Source organism: Prosthecobacter fluviatilis, assembly GCF_055388355.1.
In genome coordinates this window covers 4,972,072-4,990,261 of the sequence record NZ_AP043782.1, presented here as the reverse complement: position 1 = coordinate 4,990,261, position 18,190 = coordinate 4,972,072, and the positions used below count along the sequence as shown (strand labels likewise).

The following is an 18,190-nucleotide window of genomic DNA, read 5'->3' as shown; positions in this document are numbered from 1 at the left end:
TATGTGGCTAGAGAGCCCTCCTCTGGCGCGTATTGCACCTCGATGTCTTCTCCCGATCATCACTGCAGCGGCCACGGCGGACAGCATGCCTTCGGCTTCATGAACCCGCGCCTGCGGGACGGTGTGGTCGTCCACAGCCGCCGCTCCGTGCTCAAAACCAGCCTGGCAGGACTGGGCGGCCTGACACTCCCAGCTCTGACCAAACTTCGGGCCGAAGGCAAGACCGCCAAAAGCGGCAAGTCTGTGATCCTGCTCTGGATGACCGGCGGCCCCTCCCAAATCGACACCTGGGACCCAAAGCCCGGCCGCCCGCGCGAGATTCGCGGCCCCTTCAAGACCATCCCCACCAAGCTCCCCGGCACCCACATCTGCGAGTACCTGCCCAGGCAGGCCGCCATGCTGGACAAGTTCACGCTCATCCGCTCGGTGGACTGCCGCTTCAGCAACCATGAACCCAACATGGTCATGCAGACGGCGAACCTCGCCAACGAGCCGCGCACCAATCCCAAGGCTAAGTACTACCCTTCATTCGGCAGCATCGTGGCCAAGCATCACGGCGCGAATCATCCATCTATGCCGCCCTACGTGGTGCTGAACATGAAGTCCCGCTCCCACGTGGGCTGGGGTGGCTACCTCGGCACCCAGTACGATCCTTTTGATGGCAACAACGCCTCCAAGCTCTTCCAGCTCCCCGCCGGCCTCAGCATGGAGCGCCTGCAGGCACGCCAGACCCTCAGCCAGCAGATGGACGGCTTGCGCGCCGAGATCGACGCCAGCGGCATGATGAGCGCCATGGACAGCTTCTCCCAGACCGCCTTCGACATCGTCGCCGGTGGCCGCGCGCAGGAGGCCTTTGACCTCAGCCGCGAACCCCAAAAAGTGCGCGACCGCTACGGCGACCACGACTGGGCCAAACAGGCCCTGCTGGCACGCCGCCTCGTCGAGCGCGGCTCCTCCTTCGTCACCATTGACCTCAGCAACCACGGCGCTTCCGGCACCTGGGACAATCACGGCGACAACATCCCACCCTACGGCGGCATCTGGAACGGACTCCGCCCCCTGCTGCCAGTCTTCGACCACGTCATTACCACGCTGGTCAGTGACCTCGGAGAGCGCGGCCTCCTGGATGACACCCTCGTCATCTGCATGGGCGAGTTTGGCCGCACCCCCACCCTCGGCACCCAGGGCAGCACCGATGGCCGCAACCACTGGCCCTATGTCATGTCCATGTGCCTCGCCGGCGGCGGTTTCCGTCATGGCCAGGTCATCGGCGCCTCAGACAAAGACGGCGGCCAGATCGACGAGCGCCCCGTCACTCCTGGCGACCTCGCCGCCACCATCTACCACCACATGGGCGTGCCCCTCGACACCACCTACACCGACCACCAAGGCCGCCCCAACTTCATCGTGGACCAAGGTGCCCCCATCCGGGAGCTGATCTGAGTCCGCGCTGGCTCTGCATCGCGAATCTTTGAGCACCTGCTCCAGTCCGTGTATGCTGCACTGTAATCGATGCGCATCCATGTGGTCAGCGATCTTCATCAAGAGTTCGGCGAAGTTCCTTTGCCAAAGGTGGACTGTGACTGTGTGGTCCTGGCTGGAGATGTCTCGACTAAGACCAACGGTCTGAAATGGATATTGCGGGAGATCCCAGATGTCCCCGTGATCTACATCTGTGGCAACCACGAGTTCTACGGAGAAAACTACCCCAGTCTCTTCGGCAAACTGCGCACCTTGTCACAAGGCACCAACGTTCATTTTTTGGAAAATGAGTCGGCCACCATTCAAGGTGTGCGCTTTTTTGGTTGCACCCTATGGACTGACATGGCGCTGATGGGCGGCTGGATGGACGGCGCGGCCGAGGCAGGTCCTGCCATGAACGATTATAAAAGAGTGCGCAACTCTGCCCGGGGATACAAGCACCTCGCACCACGTGAAACACGTCTGGCCCACATGGCTTCTGTGGAGGCTCTGCGCTCCTTTCTCAGTTCAGGTCCGCCAGAGAGCTCTGTTGTCGTGACACATCATGCCCCCTCTCTCATCTCATTACCTGCACACAGACGCACAGAGCCAATAAGCTGCGCCTATGCCTCCCATCTCGACAGCCTGATCCAAGAGTTCCAGCCACAACTCTGGGTTCATGGTCACATTCACCACAGCAATGACTACATGATTGGCTCCACCCGTATTCTGGCCAATCCCCGAGCCTACCCGGATAAACCCAATCAAGGCTTCATCCCGGATTTAGTTGTGGAGATTCCTTCCGATTAACATCTTCACTGACTGTTCCCTGGCCATCACGATGTTCTCGCTCGCTTTGGCTCTCGCTTGAGGGGGCTCTGACTCACCACTCTGGAGCCCCCCATCTCCCAAATTCGCGACCTAATTGTGAACAATTGAACAGTTTGTGAATACAGGAGGAGTATTTTTTCGCGAATAATTATGGCAAACGCACTGACAATCTCTTATTTAAGAGATATTAAACACCGGTTCGTTTGTTTTCGTCACCGGAATTTCCGTTTGTCTGCTCATGTCTGCCGCCAAGAATGGTTCAAAGAAACCAGCCAAGCGCCCTTCCCGTAAGCGCAAGGGGGTTGGCTCGCACGTGATCGATTACGAACCGGAGTCCCCAGTCATCCGCGAGCACGAGGCGGTCGAGCGCCGCCGTCGGGGCTTCCGCACCGCCATGTGGCTGATCACGGCCATGCTCGTGATCGGCGTCTGCTGGGTGACCTGGCACGAGGCCTTGGAAAAAAACTCACAGTTTCTGCTCAAGAGCGTTGAGGTAAACACTGAGGGAACCCTCACGCGGCAGCAGATCGTGGCCGCCACCGGCCTCACCGAAGCCACCAACCTGCTCACCATGAACCTGCGTGAAGTGCGCGCGAAAATCGAGCGCCTGCCCCAGGTGAAGTCCGCGGTGATCCGCCGCGACTACCATGGCAAGCTCAAGCTCGATGTCGTGCAGCGCCTGCCAGTGGCCTGGATGGAGTGCCCCAAACACAAGCTCATGGGCCCGCTCAGCGGCAAGGGCTGCCTGATCGACGCCGAGGGTGCTCTCGTGCCATGCAATGTCATCACCAAAGACTATCTTGCCATGCCGCGCATTCAGTTCCCGGCACTCAGCGAGGCCACCCCCGGGATCCCCTCCCCGGACCTGCAGGTCCATGCGGCGCTGCGCCTCATGGAAAAGCTGCAAAGCCGCCATCAGGACGGGCACCCCGCGCTGGAAGTGATCGAAATTCCCAATCCATGGTCGCTCGTCGCCCATTTCAACGGCGACACCCGGGTCACCTTCGGCCTCGACGACCTTGACCCGCAGCTGGTACGATTTGACCGCGTCATGCATGAGGCCCATGAGCGCAAATGGCGCATCGCCACTGTAAACTTGATTGCAAGCATCAACACCCCCGTCACCTTTCATGAAACACCGGACGTCACCGGGCTGAATCTGGCGGACACCGCCTCCACCCCACCCGCACGCTGAAACTCATGGCAAAAAGCACCATCTACGCAGGTCTTGAAATCGGAACACACAAGATCTGTGTCGTCGTGGGTGAGGCCAAGCGCGACGGTGCCATCAAGATTCTCGGTGTCGGCCAGGCCCCCTCCCGTGGCGTGCGCAAAGGCGAGATCGTTGACTTCGAGAAAGTCCAGACCTGTGTGAACGACGCCCTTGTGCGTGCGGAGGACCGCAGCGATGTGATGATCCGCAACGTCTTCCTCGGAGTGACTGGCGCGCACATCGAAAGCCTCAACAACCGCGGCCGCCACCGCCTGCCGGACGAGCAGACGGAAATCACCGAGGACGATGTGGAGGAGGCCAAGGAAATCGCCCGCAGCGTCTCCATCCCGCAGTCGAATGTTTTCCTGCACAGTGTCACACGCCAGTACATCGTGGACGGCCAGGAGGCCGTGCGCCAGCCCATCGGGCGTGAGGGCCGCGTGCTGGAGGCGGACTACCACATCATCCACGGCGTTCGCGGCCGTGTGCAGAATGCCATCCGCTGCGTGCGTGAAATCCCGCTCGAAGTCGAGGACGTGGTCTTCAATCCCGTCGCGGCGGCACAGGTCGTGCTCACACGCGAGGCGAAAATGCAGGGCGCGCTCATGATCGACTTCGGTGCCGGCACTTGTGACTACGTCTTGTATGAAGACGGCATGATCACCGCCTCCGGCTGCGTCCCCCTCGGCGGCGACCACATCACCAATGATGTCTCCATGGCGCTGCAGATTCCGAACGGCCGCGCCGAACGCCTCAAGGTGGAGGAAGGCAGCGTGCTCTATGACGATGTGCCGGAAGGAGAAATGCTCAGCATCGAAGACGACACCGGCCTGATCCTTGGCGAGATCGAACGCGCCTTTTTGAACGAGGTCATGAATCTCAGAACCAAGGAGATCCTCACCCAGGTGCGCGTGCGCGTGGAAGATCATCTCGGCCGTTTGGGGGCGGGCGTTTTCCTCACCGGGGGCGTCAGCATGATGAAAGGCGTTGACGTCGTGGCCCGTGAAGTGTTTGGAATCAAGGTCACGCGCGCAGGTTCGGCCCCCGTCAGCGGCATCACCGCCACTTTCGAGAATCCGCAATACTCCGCCCCGATCGGCCTCATTCGTTATGCGCAGATTCTGGACAGCGAGAAGCCTTTTCTCTCCCCCCTGAAGCGTCTCGGCAGGCGCATGCAGGAACTTCTCTCGTCCGTCACACTTTAAAATTCAGCAGCAGCCCAACCCTAACCACCCACGATTATGGTAGAATACGACCGCTCCCAATCACCAGAAGGTGCCAGCAAAGCGGCGCCTCGCATCTGCATCGTCGGTGTCGGCGGCGCGGGTTCCAACGTCGTCGATCGCATCACCCTGGACCGCATCGTGGATGCCACGCTGGTCTGCGCCCATACGGACGTGCGGGTGTTGGGCCACTCGATGGCTCCTGTGAAGATCCAGCTGGGGGCCGAGCTCATGAAGGGCATCGGCGCTGGCGGTGACCCTGACCTGGGGCGTGAAGCAGCGCTTTTCTCCCGCGAACAGATCCGTCAGGCCATCGAAAACCACGACATCATCTTCATCAGCGCCGGACTCGGCGGCGGCACCGGCAGCGGCGCGGCCCCTGTCATTGCTGAGATCGCCAAGAACACCGGGGCGCTCGTCCTCGTCGTCGCCACCATGCCCTTCAGTTTCGAAGGCCGCCGTCGTCTGGCCCAGGCCGAGGAGGCGCTGGAGCTGCTGCAAAAACGTGCCGATGCCCTCGTGCTGTTTGAAAACAACCGCATGGGCGAGCTCATCCTTCCAAAGGATGGCATTCAGAAAGCCTTCAATCAGGCCGACCAGCTCATTGCCCAGAGCCTGCGCGCCATCTCCACCATCACCATCACGCCAGGCCTGGTGAAGCTCGGCCTTGATGACCTCACGTCCGCCCTGGCCAATGCAAATGGCCGCTGCCTCTTCGGCTTCGGCGAAGCCCGTGGCCAGAACCGTGGCGCCGAGGCGCTCAAGAAAGCCCTCAAGAGCCCGCTCATCGACTCCGGCCGCCTCCTGCATCAGACGAAGAACCTCCTTGTACACGTGGCTGGCGGCGAATCGCTCACACTGGTGGAAGTCGAAGGCGTCATGAAACAGCTCGGCCGCCATGTGCCGGACCAGACGCACATCCTCTTCGGTCTCGGAGTCGATGCAAAGCTGGGAGACGCCGTCGCAGTCACCCTCATCAGCTCTCTGGGCCTCAATCAGCTCAACGCACACGCCACGGCGGCGCCCCCCTCTGAAATGCTCATGCCGCGCCCTGAAGCGCCTGCGGCAGCCCCGGCCCCGGCTCCCGCCCCCAAACGCGAGACTCCGGCCCGCAAGGCCCCTTCCCCCTATGCCCCGCCGGCGGAATCCGTCCCGGATCTCCTCTTCAAGTCCGAGGAGTTCGCCTCCGTACCAGCCATCGGTGACTCCTTCCCAATGGCCAGCCTCCAAGCCGAGATCGCCAAAGTTCAGACTCAGGAGCTGCCGGTCTCCCATGTGGAGGAACCCGCTGATTTTGCCGACTTTGCGGCATTTGAAGAGCCCGCGCCGCCCGTGATGCCGACCGCCCCTGAAACGGCACGCATTCCCGTGCGCACCCCTGCCGCCAAGGAACTCGCAGACGCCGCCCGTAGCAGCAAGGAATCCACCCTCGCTGCCGTCGTGGCCCGCAGCGTCACCCTGCAGACCGAAATCTCGCCTGCACAGGATGATCTCATCTCCTTTGACGAGCCGGAGTCGGAGCCTTCGGCAGTCACTGCCGCCGTTGCGGCCACCACAGCCGTGCTTGCCCGCACCAAGCCCGCAGCGGAAAGCCAGCAGACCTTCAGCCTCGGCGAGGAAGACCGCGGCCGCTTCAAGGACACCGAACCCTCCATCGTGCAGGGTGAGGACCTCGACGTGCCGACCTGGATGCGCCTCAAGAAGAAGCTGCGCCGCTAAGACATTGCTTTTGCTGCTCAAAAACAGCATCCCAGGCGCGTTTGTTCCCACCCATGAACGCTCCTTTCTCACGTCGTCGCCTGCTTCAGTCCCTGCCCCTTGCTGCATGCGCCGGCAGTTTCAACATCCTCGCCCGCTCCCAGGAGTCGAAAAAATCATGGATCACCGGCAATCCGGCGATCGACAAGCCGCGCGAGATCGCGCTCAGCCTGCTCAAGCCCTCTCAGGCGCAGATTGACCATGCTTGGGAGCTCCATTTCGGCTCCGTCGTCTTTGAGAGCTACGGCTTCGCTCCTCGCTGCGCCATCGACGCCGAGGCCATGAACGAGGCCATCAAATCCGGCATGGGCGCCGCCGAGATCAACGACCTCCGCGAGTCCATGTCCATGAACCGCAACGCGACCAACGAGCGCGAGCGCAAGGAGTTCCTCGACGCCTTCCACGCCGCCGGTGTCACCTGCATTTTCCAAAATACCGGCGAGGAAGGCAGCGACCCCATGCGGCTCATCAAACGCCTCGCCCACTTCACCAAGGCCACCGACTTGCTGAATCCGACACTCTCCAAGGTCGTAACCTCCGACGAAATCGTGGCCCTCAAGAAGGCCGGAAACGTCGGTATATGCTTCACCACCAACGGTGTACCACTCATGCAGGACTGGGAAAGCGTCCGCGACGAACTGCGCTTCATCCGCCTCTTCCACGAACTCGGCACCCGCATGATGCATGTGACCTACAACCGCCGCAATCCGCTGGGAGACGGGGCCGGAGAGCCACACGATGGCGGCCTGAGTGATTTCGGCCACGCAGCCATCGCAGAGATGAACAAAATCGGTGTCATTGCCGATGTAGCGCACAGTGGCTGGAAGACGGCCTACGATGCAGCGAAGTGCAGCACGCGCCCCATGGTGGCCAGCCACACTACCTGCTGCGGGGTATATGAACACTTCCGCGGCAAGCCGGACGACACCATCAAGGCCATCTGCGACACTGACGGGCTCGTGGGCATCTGCTGCATCCCGCGTTTCCTGGGCGGCAAAGGGGACATCACCGCGCTGCTCGACCACCTGGACCATTTGATCAAAAAATTCGGTGCCAAGCATGCCGCCATCGGCTGCGACGTGGCCTACACCTCCCGTTTTGACAAAGAGGAGCGGGCCAAGCTGCTCAAAGCCCCGGGCGGCAGCGCGGACAAGTGGGAGCACCTCTGGCCCAAGGATGATTATGTCACAACTGTGACAGCGGAGCAGAGTGTCGCCTGGTCAAACTGGCCGCTTTTCACCCTCGGCATGATCATGCGCGGTCACAGTGATGAGACGATCCGGCAGGTTATCGGCGGCAACATGCTGAGGGTGCTGAAGGCAAATCAGGTCTGACAGGTGGCAAAAACCGCATTTGACCACCTGCAAGGTGGCAGGTTCGCTGCGCGTTTGGTTTTTGGTGGGAAGTGATGTAGAATCTCCCTCCAAACCCCCACATGACCCCGCGTTTCCAGTTTCCCTCTCTCGTTTTGGGCGGCCTTGCCGTCGCCAGTTCGGTCGCATCCGCCGCCGAATCGTTCCCTGCGGACCAGATCGAGTTTTTTGAGAAAAACGTCCGCCCCGTGCTGGCAGAACGCTGTTACGACTGCCATGGTGCCAGCAAGCACCAGAACGGCCTTCGGCTCGATTCACGAGCTGCCGTCATTCATGGCAGCGATTACGGCAAGGTCGTGGAGCCTGGAAATCCTAGCGCCAGCAAGCTGATCAAGGCAGTCAACCACATCGCAGGTGTGGAAGCGATGCCGAAAAAGGGCGATAAACTGCCCGCACCGCAGATCGCCGCGCTGGAAAAGTGGATCAGCATGGGCCTGCCGTGGCCCACCGAGGCCGCGCCTGCCGCCCACGCCAAGGCCGACCCCATGCAGCACTGGGCCTACAAGCCGGTGCAGAAACCCGCCCTGCCGGCTGGCTTCAACGGCAATCCCATCGACGCCTTCGTCGGTTCCAAGCTCAAGGCCGCCGGGTTCGACTTTGCCCCGCCTGCCGATGCCGCCACTCTCACGCGCCGGCTCCACCTCACCCTCACCGGCCTGCCGCCCACCTACGAAGAGCTGCAGAAAAAGCAGGATCCTCAAAAGCTGATTTCCGAACTGCTTTCCAAGCCCGCCTACGGCGAGCGCTGGGCGCGCTTCTGGATGGATGTGGTGCGCTACGCTGACACCAACGGCTACCAGGTGGCTGGCCGCAGCAACTACTACCCCTACGCCTACACCTACCGTGACTGGATCGTAAAGGCGTTCAACGACGACATGCCCTACGACAAGTTTGTGAGCTACCAGCTCGCGGCGGACCGCATCACCGCTGGCACGCCCAACTCTCCGGACCTTGCTGCGCTGGGCTTCTACAACGTGGGAGAACGTTTCATCAATGACCGCCTGCTGATCGCGGATGACCGCATCGATGTCATCGGCCGTGGCCTGCTGGGTCTTACCGTGGCCTGCGCCCGCTGCCACGATCACAAATTCGATCCGATCCCGAGCCGTGACTACTATGCGATGTACAGCATCCTCAACAGCAGCGACGAGCCGGATGACACCGCCATGCCCATCATCGGCAAGGCGGCCAATGAAAACGACGCCAAGGACTACGAAGCCAAGGTGGCCGAGATCGCCAAGAAGGAGCTCGATTTCAAACGCACCGTCTATGAGGAATTCCGCAAGCCGGAGCGTCTGGCCGAGTATCTCGCCTTTGCGCAGGAGACGGTGGACATCAAGGACAGCACGATCTTCAAAGGAAAAGCCGGCCAGATGAAGCTGCGCGACCGCGTGGCCAACCAGTGGCGCGATTTTCTGAAACGCTATGCGCTGACCGCCAAACCGCACGCCGCCATGGTGGCCTGGAGCCGCTTTGCCAAGCTGGCTGAGGCTGAATTCGCGGCAAAATCCCCCGCCATTGTCCAGGAACTGGTAAAACCTGAAAGCGGCTGCACGCCTGAGGTGGCCGCCGCGTTTGCACAGACGCCGCCGAAGTCCATGAAGGACGTTGCCCTGTCCTACGCACGCATCATCCTCGACAGCAAGGTGGAGCCCGTGCGCCAGCTCATGCAGGACAAGCTCTCCCCCATGTCCGTGCCGGTGGAGGGAGCCGAGGTGTTTTTCACCCGCAAAGACAGCGAGACTGTGGTGCGGCTTAACAACGAGCGCACCAAGCTGGACAGCACGCATCCAGGCACACCTCCGCGCGCCATGGTGATGGTGGACAAGCCCAAGCCCCAGGATGTGCGCGTCTTCATCCGTGGCAATCCCGGGCGTCAGGGAGATCCCGCGCCGCGAGCCTGGCTGACGATGTTCGGCGGCGAGAAATTCACGGACGGCAGCGGCCGCCTGGAGCTGGCCAAACACATCGCCAGCAAGGACAATCCACTCACTGCGCGCGTCATTGTGAACCGCGTGTGGTTGCAGCACTTCGGCAAGCCGCTCGTCTCGCAAACCAGTGATTTCGGTGTCCAGACGCCGAAACCCGTGCAGGCAGAACTGCTCGACTATCTGGCCGCCACCTTCATGGAAAATGGCTGGAGCCTGAAGAAGCTGCACACGCTTATCCTCACCTCCCGCACCTTCCAGCAGAGCAGCCATGCCACGCCGGAAAAAGCCACCAAGGATGCAGAGAACGACCTGCTGAGCCGGTTTAACCGCCAGCGTCTGGATTATGAAACCATGCGCGACGCGATTCTTGCCGCCACGGGTGAGCTCAACACCACCAAGCTAGGCGGCCGCGCTGTGGAGCTCAACGCCCAGGACGCCGACACCCTGCGCACCCTCTACCTCAAGGTGGACCGTTACGACCAAGCCAGCGTGCCAGCCATGTTTGACTTCGCCAATCCGGACGGTCACAGCCCGCAGCGCTTCAACACCACCGTCCCGCAGCAGGCGTTGTTCCTCATGAACAGCCCCTTCATGCGCGCCCGTGCGGACGCCATCGCCAAAGCCACACCGCTGACCGGCACCACGCTCGATTCCGAAGCCATCCGCGCGATGTACCACCGCGTGCTCTCCCGCGATCCGAAGCCGGATGAGGTGGAACTGGCCCAGCGCTTCGCCGCCGATGCGACTGCCCTCAATGCCGAGAAGCCCTTCCGTTGGAGCTACGGCACGATGAAGTTTGAACGCACCCCCGATGGCAAGCCCGCCTTCACCGACTTCCAGGCCTTCACACACCTGACCGAGCGCGGCAATGGGGGGCAGCGACTTTGGAGCCCTGCTCCCAAAATCCCTGATTCCACCTGGGGCCATGTCTTCTGGGCGAACTACGGCGGCCACGCCGCGCCCAATGGTTACATCGTCACCGCCCGCTGGCATGCGCCCGCTGATATGAAGGTCTCCATCGACAGCACGCTCAGCCGCAGCAGCGACCGTGGTGACGGTGTGCGCGGCTGGATCTACAACATGCGCACCGGCATCCTGGCCGAGCAGCTCTGCAACCCGCAGAACAAGAAGGTCCCCGTGCAGCTCACCACCGAGGTGAAACGCGGCGACATCCTCTGCTTCATCATCCACAACGAAGGCGGCACCGACAGCGACAGCTTTGACTGGCAGCCCACCATCAGCCGCGCCGACAACGGCGAAACGCTGACCAACCTCAAAAACGACTTCTGCGACTCCAGCCGCTGGCCCTTCGGCCGCGCCAGGCCCCAAAGCGCCCTCAGCCAGCTCGCTCAGGTGCTGCTCATGAGCAACGAGTTCATGTTTGAGGATTGAGTTGGGAGTTTTAGGTGTCACGCCAAAAAGCTCGACAGTCTCTCTGCAGGCGCAGTAGCATCGGGCCATGAGATTCGTTTTCCGCGTTCTCGCAATGGCGGCTGCACTGGCATTCACTGTGGGGTGTGGGCGCTCTGCCTTTGCACAAGCAAAACTAGCGATTGAAAGTCAGATTCAGCATTGGTCGGAGTGGTGGCTGATTGAAGTGGGACGGCACCCCCTTCCTGTTCCGCAGCTGCTTTCTATTGGCAGCCGATTTCCAGCGGCTGAAGCGGATCTGGTAAAACTGGAACCAAACGACGGGCCTCTGAGCGTTATAGCGGCATTCAAGGTTGTGGATCCCAACATTTCCGAGGGAAAATGGCACCTCGGATTGCTCACGACAGAAGCGCTCATACCACCTCCAAACAACCAGCCTGTTTATGCTGTTGCACGAAGCGGACCATCTTGGGCTAGGTTGCAATTGGCGGCACCTTTGCCTTGGTGTGGCTTGGCAGAATTTTCAGGGCTGAAACCGGTGCAAAAAAATCGCAACGCGTTTTCATGGCCGGGAAACATCCGCGCACCTGCATCCATCGGCTCAATTGCATTCTCCGACATGCATCTAGATGGCAACCCTTTCCATCTCAACATCCCCAAACGTCTGTCCGTCTATGGTGAAGATCTCAGGCTGTTTGAATTCAGCCTTCATCGTACAAGCGATGACTCGTTTGGTTTTGGAAACAGATGGACAGCGCTCTTCTTCAGATGGTCCCCGCCCGAGCTGGACGAAATGTTCTCGACACCTCTCCCAGCTTCGAGGTAGCCTGTTCTTCATGAAATCGCCGCGTGCTCGTTTCTGCCTGCGTTGTGCCGCCGTCTGCTCTTCGTTGGGGCTGCTGATTGGCTGCGCGTGGTTCGCCCACAAGCAGGCCAATCCGGCCATGATGCCAGGTTCCAAAAGCGGTCCAATACTCATGCCTGGCAGCAAATCGTTCACCGGCGGCACCTCGATCACCTCAGGTGCTTTGCAGACTGACAAGCCGCTGCTGCCGCCAGGGAAGCCATGAACAGGACGGCCCAATGCCTTCGCTCCTCCCTGCTGGCATCTGCATTTGCGCTGCTGACGGGTCATGCGCGGCCGTTGGAAGCGATGACTGCAGACACCGTGAACAGCATTGATGTCGAGCGCTGGGTTGAGTCAGGAACGGATGACGTCCGCCGGCTCGCTGCGCCGGTGCCTCAGTTGCTCTTTTCACATCCCGTCTGGCTGACAGGTGAGGAACTTCGTCCCTTCCAGGAACGACTGACTCTTGACGCTAAACTCACAGATCTCACTCACATGCCGGGAATGTGGAATCAAGCCTTCGCTGAACTGCTCACAACGGAAGGTCTGCTGATTACTGAACGACCCAATGAACCTGTTCAGGGAAACTTCTGGCTTCATTACTCCTATTACGAGGACAAGCTGTGGGAGTCCTTCTGGAGAAAGCACCTGCCAGTGCCAAGCGTCATACGCTCCACGGCATTCACGCCAGAGCTATTGCAGGAACACGGCGCACTGTACTGGAACACCTCCATGAGGTTCTGCAGTTTTTAATAACAGGGTATTTCCATCGGCCATGAAACCCCCGTCAAAACTCGTCCGCCTCGCGGTGCTGGTTTCATCCCTAACGCTGCTGACGGTCTATGTGGTCCATTCACAATCCAGAGGTCAAATGGCGTCTCCTCAAACGGAGGAGAAGTTGATGTTTCCCAGCTCCAAGGCTCTGACCCAGCCCGTGTTTTCAACCCGCAAGGTGAAATCAAACACCGTGGCAGCCGATACTTTGGCACCTCCAATGCAAAAGCCATGAACCTGCCAGCCCTCATCCTCTCCACCGGCGTGAGCCTGCTTTTCCTCGTGTTGCTGTTCCGCCCCTTGGAAGCACTCTTTCCTGCACGTGAGGGACAGAAGTTTTTCCGCCCGGCTTTCTGGACGGACCTGTGTTTTCTGCTGGGGCAGTACCTGCTCTGGAGCGGGCTGGTGTTCTGGACGTTGAATCACTTCCGTAGCTGGCTGGATGGCATTGTGCCTGCACATTTTCGGGCGGGGGTGGCGGAGCAGTCTTGGTGGCTGCAGGCGGTGGAGATGGTGGTGCTGAGTGACATCCTCATTTACTGGGCGCATCGGCTGCAGCACACGGTGCCGTTTCTGTGGCGCTTTCATTCGATCCATCACAGTGCGGAGCATCTGGACTGGCTGGCGGCGCACCGGGAGCATCCGCTGGATACGATTTACACGGTGGGCGTCATCAATCTGCCAGCGTTCATGCTCGGCTTTCCGTTGGAGACGCTGGCCGGGTTCCTGGCTTTTCGCGGGCTGTGGGCCATCTTCATCCATTCGAATGTGCGCCTGCCCATCGGGCCGCTGGGCATGATCCTGGGAGCGCCCGCGTTGCACCACTGGCACCACGACAAGGCACGCGATGCGGGGAACTACGCGAACATATCCCCGCTGATGGACATCCTCTTTGGCACTTACCGCTGTCCTGCTCACGAGCCCGAGGCATTCGGCATTCACGAGCCCATTTCCAAACACTACCTGGGGCAGCTCTGGCATCCGTTTCGCCGCAGGAAGCGAGAAAAAGCATGATCCCCTCCCCTGGCATGGAGTTTCCTGCCCAGCCATGACGATCTACCCCCAAAATGGCAAGATCAGCCCTTCCTTGTCGTACATGCCCCCGATATTGACCTCTCATCTCAACCCTTAGCACACCATGTTCCGCATTCCTGGCGTCCCCGGCAAAGACCTTTGCGACAAAAACCTCGGCTTCTCACGCCGTGACATCCTGCGTGTGGGCGGAGGATCCATGATGGGCCTCACGCTCAACAATGTGCTGCGTGGCCAGGCCATGGCGGCGAATTCTCCGAACGCAGGCCGTGCGGGCTGGGGCAAGGCGAAGCACGTGCTCATGATCTACCTCCAGGGCGGCCCCAGCCACCTGGACCTGTGGGACCCGAAGGAAAACGTGCCGGACAAGGTGCGCAGCGCCTTCAAGACGATCCCGACCAAGGTCCCCGGCAAGCACTTCACCGAGATCCTGCCAGGGCTCGCGAAGGTGAACGACAAGTTCACCATGATCAATTCGATGAGCTACACGCCGAATGGTCTTTTCAACCACACGGCTGCGATCTACCAGATCATGACCGGTTACACAACGGACAAGGTCAGTCCCTCCGGCCAGCTTGAGCCGCCGAACGCGAAGGACTTCCCGAACTTTGGCAGCAACATCGTGCGCCTGAAGCCGCTGCAGGAGCCGATGCTCCCCTTTGTGCAGCTTCCCCGGCCTCTGCAGGAGTCCAACGTGGTCGGCAAAGGCGGCGGTGCCGGCTTCCTGGGCAAGGCCTACGATCCCTACACGCTCTTCCCCGATGGCGATGACCTCGACATGGGCAAGATGGACCGGATCAAGATCGACGATCTTCAGCTCCGCCCGGATCTCTTCAGCGTGCGCCTGGAGCGCCGAGCCAAGCTGCGCGACGCCATCAATGACCAGATGCCGCAGATCGAGGCTGCCGTGAAAGACATGAGCCTGGACAGCTACTACAGCCAGGCGCTGAACCTGATCTCCAGCGGACGTGCCCGCGATGCCTTCGCGCTCGATCGTGAGCCTGACAAGCTGCGGGACCGCTACGGCCGCAACACCTTTGGTCAAAGCTGCCTGCTGGCCCGCCGTCTGCTGGAAGCAGGCACGCGCGTGGTGGAAGTGATCTGGCCCAAGGTCGCGAACTCCGACAACCACTCCTGGGACCATCACGTGGGCCTGACCGAGCGCATGAAGAACAAGTCCGGCCCGATGCTGGACCAGGGTCTCAGCGCGCTGTTTGAAGACCTGGATGCCAGCGGCCTGCTGGACGAGACCATCGTCGTGGCCCTTGGCGAATTTGGCCGCAGCCCCGAGAAGGGTGTGTCCACCAGCGGCAATGGCAACAGCGCGGATGGCCGTGACCACTGGCCGTACTGCTACACCGCCGTTGTCGGTGGTGCCGGCATCAAGCGTGGCTACGTCCACGGCAAGTCTGACGCCACCGGCTCCGCCCCTGCGGAAGATGCGGTGCATCCGACCGAGCTCCTCGCCACCATCTACCACGCCGTCGGCATCGACCCGGAGACGATTGTTTACAATCATCTCAACCAGCCGCGTGAGCTGGTGAAGGCCAAGCCGGTGACGAAGCTGTTTGCCTGATCGAATCCTTACCAAAGAGGCAGGGCGAAAGCTCTGCCTCTTTTTTGTTTACTCTTACTTCTGCGGCACCTTGGCCAGCAGGCGTGTGTCGTAGCCCTGTTTCGCCATGCGCTCCAGAATGCCGCGATAGGTGGCGTCATCGAGCACCGGCCTGCGGCTGAGCACCCAGGCCAGTTTGCGGCTGGGGTAGCCGATCACGCTCCACTGGTAGTCTGGGTCGAGGTCGATGATGAGATAAGGCACCCGCAGCGGCCAGACGAACTGCACGCGCCACTCGGCATTGGTGGCTTTGTTGTGAACCCAGGCCACGCCCTTCCACTGCTCCAGCGGCGCGTCGAGGCTGCCGCGCCGGAACAGGAAGATATTGTCCATCCTGCCATCCGGACGCATGGCGTAGCGGTCCAGCGTGCCCACCTTGCCCTTTTCCAAGGAATACGGGATGTTCGCAAAGACAAACCAGTCGCCCACGTAGCGCTGCAGATCGACGTGAGGAACGGTTCGCAGTGGAGCAGGCTTCATGGAGGAGCAGGAGACGAGGCTAAGCGAGGAAAGCAGCAGAAAGCCGAGGCTCAAAAATCGGTAGCGCATGACAGATGAACGAATCCGAGCGGTGCCTGGGTGCGAATTCAATCGTATCATCCCGGCATGCCAGCCGCCCCCACGCTCGAATCCCGTCTCGCCTTCCGTGAGCGCCCGACGCGTGCGCACGTGATGTCTCAGCGCTGGGAAAGCCTGCTCTTCCTGCACTGGCGCTGGGATGCGGCGGAGATTCAGAGCACGCTGCCGCCCGGGCTGTTTGTGGACACGTTTCAAGGCGATGCGTGGCTGGCCATTGTGCCATTCTACATGTGCGGCATTCGCCCGCGCTTCTGCCCGCCGGTGCGCGGCATCAGCGATTTCCTTGAACTCAATGTGCGCACCTATGTGCACGATGAGCAGGGCCGGCCCGGCGTGTGGTTTTACTCGCTGGACTGCAATCAGCGGCTCGCAGTCTGGACTGCGCGCACCTTCTTCCACCTGCCCTATCAGAATGCACGAATGAGCGCACAGGTGAGAGACGGCTGCATCGACTACCGCTGTCAGCGAGGTGGTGAACCGGCCGCGTCACATTTTCGCTATCGGATCGCCGCAGAATCTCAGATCGCAGAGCCTGGATCGCTCGCCTTTTTCCTCGCCGAGCGCTACCTGCTGTTCGCGCAGACACCGCGTGGCATCCGTTGCGGGCAGGTGCACCACACGCCTTACGCGCTTGCAGAGGCAAGTCTGGAGGCATGGGATGCGAAGCCGCTGCTGCAGGCAGGTTTCACGGACCCACGGCGCCCGCCAGATCACATTATTGGCTCGTCAGGTGTTGATGTGGCGGTGTATCCGCTTACTTCATGAACACCGAGATGCCTTCATCCACCAGAGGCTTGGCGGCACGCAGCTTTTTGTCGGTGGAGGAGAGCTGTTTGTCGCCGCTGAGATACTCCGGAATGTTTTCCGTGGTGGGGCTGAAGCGGATGCTCACCTTCCCCTCCAGTTTACCGCCTTCGAAGTTTGCGTAGCCACCGTAGTCCCATTCAAATCCGGCGATCTTGAAGGGCTTGCCGTTGATCTTCTCCACTTCTTCAACGGTCATGCCCGACTTGAGACCGTTTTCGAACTTCCAGGCCTTGCCCATGACGCGGATGTCGAAGACGACCTGCTTCTTGTCGTTGTCCGGGTCCCACACGATTTCCAGCTCACGATCCGTACCCGCAAACAACTTCGCGCCATCGATTTCCTCGCCTTCCGCGCCGGGGATCTTTTGCTGCTTGAGGCTGCCCTTGCCATAAGCACGCTCGATGTCCGTGGAGGTCATGCCCGGTTTGATCAGGCCCACGCGCTTGCCGAGGACAATCGTGTTGTCCTTGGGATCAAACTCATCGGCATGAAGAAAGGCGGTGAACAGCAGCAGGCAGGCGAGGATTCGGTTCATGCTGGGAATACGCCGACAACCGGGTCGCAAATCAAGCCGTTATTTGATCGTTGTGAGATGGCCGCGAAGCACACGGCGCGATTCCCAGCGCTGGTGCAGACGCATGACCGCATAGATCAGCCTGGACAATGGAGAAATCCATGAAGCCTCGTAATGATGAATGGCGTAGGAACCGAGCTCAGCAGCCCGCCTGCGACGGTTCTCAATGAGGCGCTCCGTCGGCGCCGCTGGAAAAAAGAGCTCGTGAGCATGAATGGTGACGTCTCCGACAGACCGGCTGCGTTCCTCCAGCGCCTCACTGCACATCCGCATGCCCATTTCGATCGTGTAGGAGGAGCAGGGCTCCAGCCTTTTCTTCATGCGGTAGCCTGATGCCATCCTATGCATGATTTCCAGCCAGACCGGGTGACCTGCGGGCGAGGCGATCAGCGCACTGCAGATAAAGTCACTGCCACGCATCCGCCGCCCGATGCCGTTGAATTCCCGACCGGACATGATGTTCGAACCACTCAACAGCGGATCGAACGGCTTGATCACCTCAACATCCAGGTCTGAATAGATGCCGCCTTGATGATGCATGTAGACGGCACGAATGAAATCCATCTTCAAGATGTAAGGGGTCAGCTTGGTGAAATACCCGGTGAACTCCGGATAGTGCTGCTGAATCAGGCCAAGGTTGTCAGCTTCAGTCCACAGGCGGTATTCAAAGCCGGGGTGATGTGCCCGCCATGAATGCTGAAACTCGCGGAGGTTGCCTGGTATTTCCGGCGTGTTCCATGTCTGGTGAATGATGCGCGGGATCATTAGGATCAATTATGTCAAAACGACGCTTGGGGATTA

The 18,190-nt window shown here is 60.5% G+C and carries 17 protein-coding genes; 14 read left to right on the top strand and 3 right to left on the bottom strand.

What is annotated here, in order from left to right; all coding sequences use genetic code 11:
• Window positions 1-42: 42 nt before the first annotated feature.
• The 13 genes from ACZ5WW_RS19590 (at window position 43) to ACZ5WW_RS19530 (ending at window position 15,390) form a co-directional block, all read left to right on the top strand.
• Window positions 43-1,443, top strand: coding sequence for a DUF1501 domain-containing protein (locus tag ACZ5WW_RS19590; RefSeq protein WP_377169120.1), 1,401 nt, complete (start codon window positions 43-45; stop codon window positions 1,441-1,443).
• Between the two features lie 69 nt (window positions 1,444-1,512).
• Entirely contained in the window at window positions 1,513-2,271 is a 759-nt protein-coding gene (locus ACZ5WW_RS19585) for a metallophosphoesterase (protein WP_377169118.1), read from the top strand.
• Window positions 2,272-2,530: 259 nt separating this feature from the next.
• On the top strand, window positions 2,531-3,487 hold the full coding sequence (locus tag ACZ5WW_RS19580) for a cell division protein FtsQ/DivIB (protein ID WP_377169116.1): 957 nt from the start codon (window positions 2,531-2,533) through the stop codon (window positions 3,485-3,487).
• A gap of 5 nt (window positions 3,488-3,492) precedes the next feature.
• Window positions 3,493-4,710 carry a cell division protein FtsA gene (ftsA, locus tag ACZ5WW_RS19575; RefSeq protein ID WP_377169114.1) on the top strand — a complete coding sequence of 406 codons (1,218 nt, stop codon included), beginning with the start codon at window positions 3,493-3,495 and terminating at the stop codon, window positions 4,708-4,710.
• 36 nt (window positions 4,711-4,746) lie between these two features.
• On the top strand, window positions 4,747-6,447 hold the full coding sequence (locus tag ACZ5WW_RS19570) for a cell division protein FtsZ (RefSeq protein ID WP_377169112.1): 1,701 nt from the start codon (window positions 4,747-4,749) through the stop codon (window positions 6,445-6,447).
• Between the two features lie 53 nt (window positions 6,448-6,500).
• Window positions 6,501-7,820 carry a dipeptidase gene (locus ACZ5WW_RS19565; protein ID WP_377169110.1) on the top strand — a complete coding sequence of 440 codons (1,320 nt, stop codon included), beginning with the start codon at window positions 6,501-6,503 and terminating at the stop codon, window positions 7,818-7,820.
• Window positions 7,821-7,921: 101 nt separating this feature from the next.
• Window positions 7,922-11,182: a PSD1 and planctomycete cytochrome C domain-containing protein gene (locus ACZ5WW_RS19560; RefSeq protein ID WP_377169108.1), complete on the top strand. Its 3,261-nt coding sequence runs from the start codon at window positions 7,922-7,924 to the stop codon at window positions 11,180-11,182.
• Between the two features lie 67 nt (window positions 11,183-11,249).
• A complete protein-coding gene (locus ACZ5WW_RS19555; RefSeq protein WP_377169106.1) occupies window positions 11,250-11,987 on the top strand; it encodes a hypothetical protein in 738 nt (245 codons plus the stop codon).
• A gap of 10 nt (window positions 11,988-11,997) precedes the next feature.
• On the top strand, window positions 11,998-12,231 hold the full coding sequence (locus ACZ5WW_RS19550) for a hypothetical protein (protein ID WP_377169104.1): 234 nt from the start codon (window positions 11,998-12,000) through the stop codon (window positions 12,229-12,231).
• Window positions 12,228-12,761, top strand: a complete 534-nt coding sequence (locus ACZ5WW_RS19545; protein WP_377169102.1) for a hypothetical protein — start codon at window positions 12,228-12,230, stop codon at window positions 12,759-12,761. Before ACZ5WW_RS19550 ends, ACZ5WW_RS19545 begins: the two co-directional genes overlap by 4 nt.
• Before the next feature lie 22 nt (window positions 12,762-12,783).
• Entirely contained in the window at window positions 12,784-13,017 is a 234-nt protein-coding gene (locus ACZ5WW_RS19540) for a hypothetical protein (RefSeq protein WP_377169100.1), read from the top strand.
• Entirely contained in the window at window positions 13,014-13,796 is a 783-nt protein-coding gene (locus ACZ5WW_RS19535) for a sterol desaturase family protein (RefSeq protein WP_377169098.1), read from the top strand. The genes ACZ5WW_RS19540 and ACZ5WW_RS19535 overlap by 4 nt, the downstream gene beginning before the upstream one ends.
• Window positions 13,797-13,920: 124 nt before the next feature.
• Complete coding sequence (locus ACZ5WW_RS19530) at window positions 13,921-15,390, top strand: DUF1501 domain-containing protein (protein WP_377169096.1); 1,470 nt, start codon at window positions 13,921-13,923, stop codon at window positions 15,388-15,390.
• Window positions 15,391-15,444: 54 nt separating this feature from the next.
• On the opposite strand, the gene ACZ5WW_RS19525 is transcribed toward ACZ5WW_RS19530, so the two are convergent.
• Entirely contained in the window at window positions 15,445-15,978 is a 534-nt protein-coding gene (locus tag ACZ5WW_RS19525; protein ID WP_377169094.1) for a lipocalin family protein, read from the bottom strand.
• 57 nt (window positions 15,979-16,035) lie between these two features.
• Between ACZ5WW_RS19525 and ACZ5WW_RS19520 the strand changes: the two genes are divergently transcribed.
• Window positions 16,036-16,773 carry a YqjF family protein gene (locus tag ACZ5WW_RS19520; protein WP_377169092.1) on the top strand — a complete coding sequence of 246 codons (738 nt, stop codon included), beginning with the start codon at window positions 16,036-16,038 and terminating at the stop codon, window positions 16,771-16,773.
• Here the strand turns inward: ACZ5WW_RS19520 and ACZ5WW_RS19515 are convergent.
• Entirely contained in the window at window positions 16,763-17,350 is a 588-nt protein-coding gene (locus ACZ5WW_RS19515) for a hypothetical protein (RefSeq protein ID WP_377169090.1), read from the bottom strand. The genes ACZ5WW_RS19520 and ACZ5WW_RS19515 overlap by 11 nt on opposite strands.
• A gap of 39 nt (window positions 17,351-17,389) precedes the next feature.
• Window positions 17,390-18,154 carry a glycosyltransferase family 32 protein gene (locus tag ACZ5WW_RS19510; protein ID WP_377169088.1) on the bottom strand — a complete coding sequence of 255 codons (765 nt, stop codon included), beginning with the start codon at window positions 18,152-18,154 and terminating at the stop codon, window positions 17,390-17,392.
• Window positions 18,155-18,190: the final 36 nt, after the last annotated feature.

Excerpts from the sequence above, each read along its gene's own strand:
- ACZ5WW_RS19525 (WP_377169094.1), bottom strand. The coding sequence starts at position 15,978 with ATGCGCTACCGATTTTTGAGCCTCGGCTTTCTGCTGCTTTCCTCGCTT.
- ACZ5WW_RS19545 (WP_377169102.1), top strand. The coding sequence starts at position 12,228 with ATGAACAGGACGGCCCAATGCCTTCGCTCCTCCCTGCTGGCATCTGCA.
- ACZ5WW_RS19565 (WP_377169110.1), top strand. The coding sequence starts at position 6,501 with ATGAACGCTCCTTTCTCACGTCGTCGCCTGCTTCAGTCCCTGCCCCTT.
- ftsA (WP_377169114.1), top strand. The coding sequence starts at position 3,493 with ATGGCAAAAAGCACCATCTACGCAGGTCTTGAAATCGGAACACACAAG.
- ACZ5WW_RS19560 (WP_377169108.1), top strand. The coding sequence starts at position 7,922 with ATGACCCCGCGTTTCCAGTTTCCCTCTCTCGTTTTGGGCGGCCTTGCC.
- ACZ5WW_RS19570 (WP_377169112.1), top strand. The coding sequence starts at position 4,747 with ATGGTAGAATACGACCGCTCCCAATCACCAGAAGGTGCCAGCAAAGCG.
- ACZ5WW_RS19535 (WP_377169098.1), top strand. The coding sequence starts at position 13,014 with ATGAACCTGCCAGCCCTCATCCTCTCCACCGGCGTGAGCCTGCTTTTC.
- ACZ5WW_RS19540 (WP_377169100.1), top strand. The coding sequence starts at position 12,784 with ATGAAACCCCCGTCAAAACTCGTCCGCCTCGCGGTGCTGGTTTCATCC.
- ACZ5WW_RS19520 (WP_377169092.1), top strand. The coding sequence starts at position 16,036 with ATGCCAGCCGCCCCCACGCTCGAATCCCGTCTCGCCTTCCGTGAGCGC.
- ACZ5WW_RS19585 (WP_377169118.1), top strand. The coding sequence starts at position 1,513 with ATGCGCATCCATGTGGTCAGCGATCTTCATCAAGAGTTCGGCGAAGTT.
- ACZ5WW_RS19590 (WP_377169120.1), top strand. The coding sequence starts at position 43 with ATGTCTTCTCCCGATCATCACTGCAGCGGCCACGGCGGACAGCATGCC.
- ACZ5WW_RS19515 (WP_377169090.1), bottom strand. The coding sequence starts at position 17,350 with ATGAACCGAATCCTCGCCTGCCTGCTGCTGTTCACCGCCTTTCTTCAT.
- ACZ5WW_RS19550 (WP_377169104.1), top strand. The coding sequence starts at position 11,998 with ATGAAATCGCCGCGTGCTCGTTTCTGCCTGCGTTGTGCCGCCGTCTGC.
- ACZ5WW_RS19580 (WP_377169116.1), top strand. The coding sequence starts at position 2,531 with ATGTCTGCCGCCAAGAATGGTTCAAAGAAACCAGCCAAGCGCCCTTCC.
- ACZ5WW_RS19555 (WP_377169106.1), top strand. The coding sequence starts at position 11,250 with ATGAGATTCGTTTTCCGCGTTCTCGCAATGGCGGCTGCACTGGCATTC.
- ACZ5WW_RS19510 (WP_377169088.1), bottom strand. The coding sequence starts at position 18,154 with ATGATCCCGCGCATCATTCACCAGACATGGAACACGCCGGAAATACCA.
- ACZ5WW_RS19530 (WP_377169096.1), top strand. The coding sequence starts at position 13,921 with ATGTTCCGCATTCCTGGCGTCCCCGGCAAAGACCTTTGCGACAAAAAC.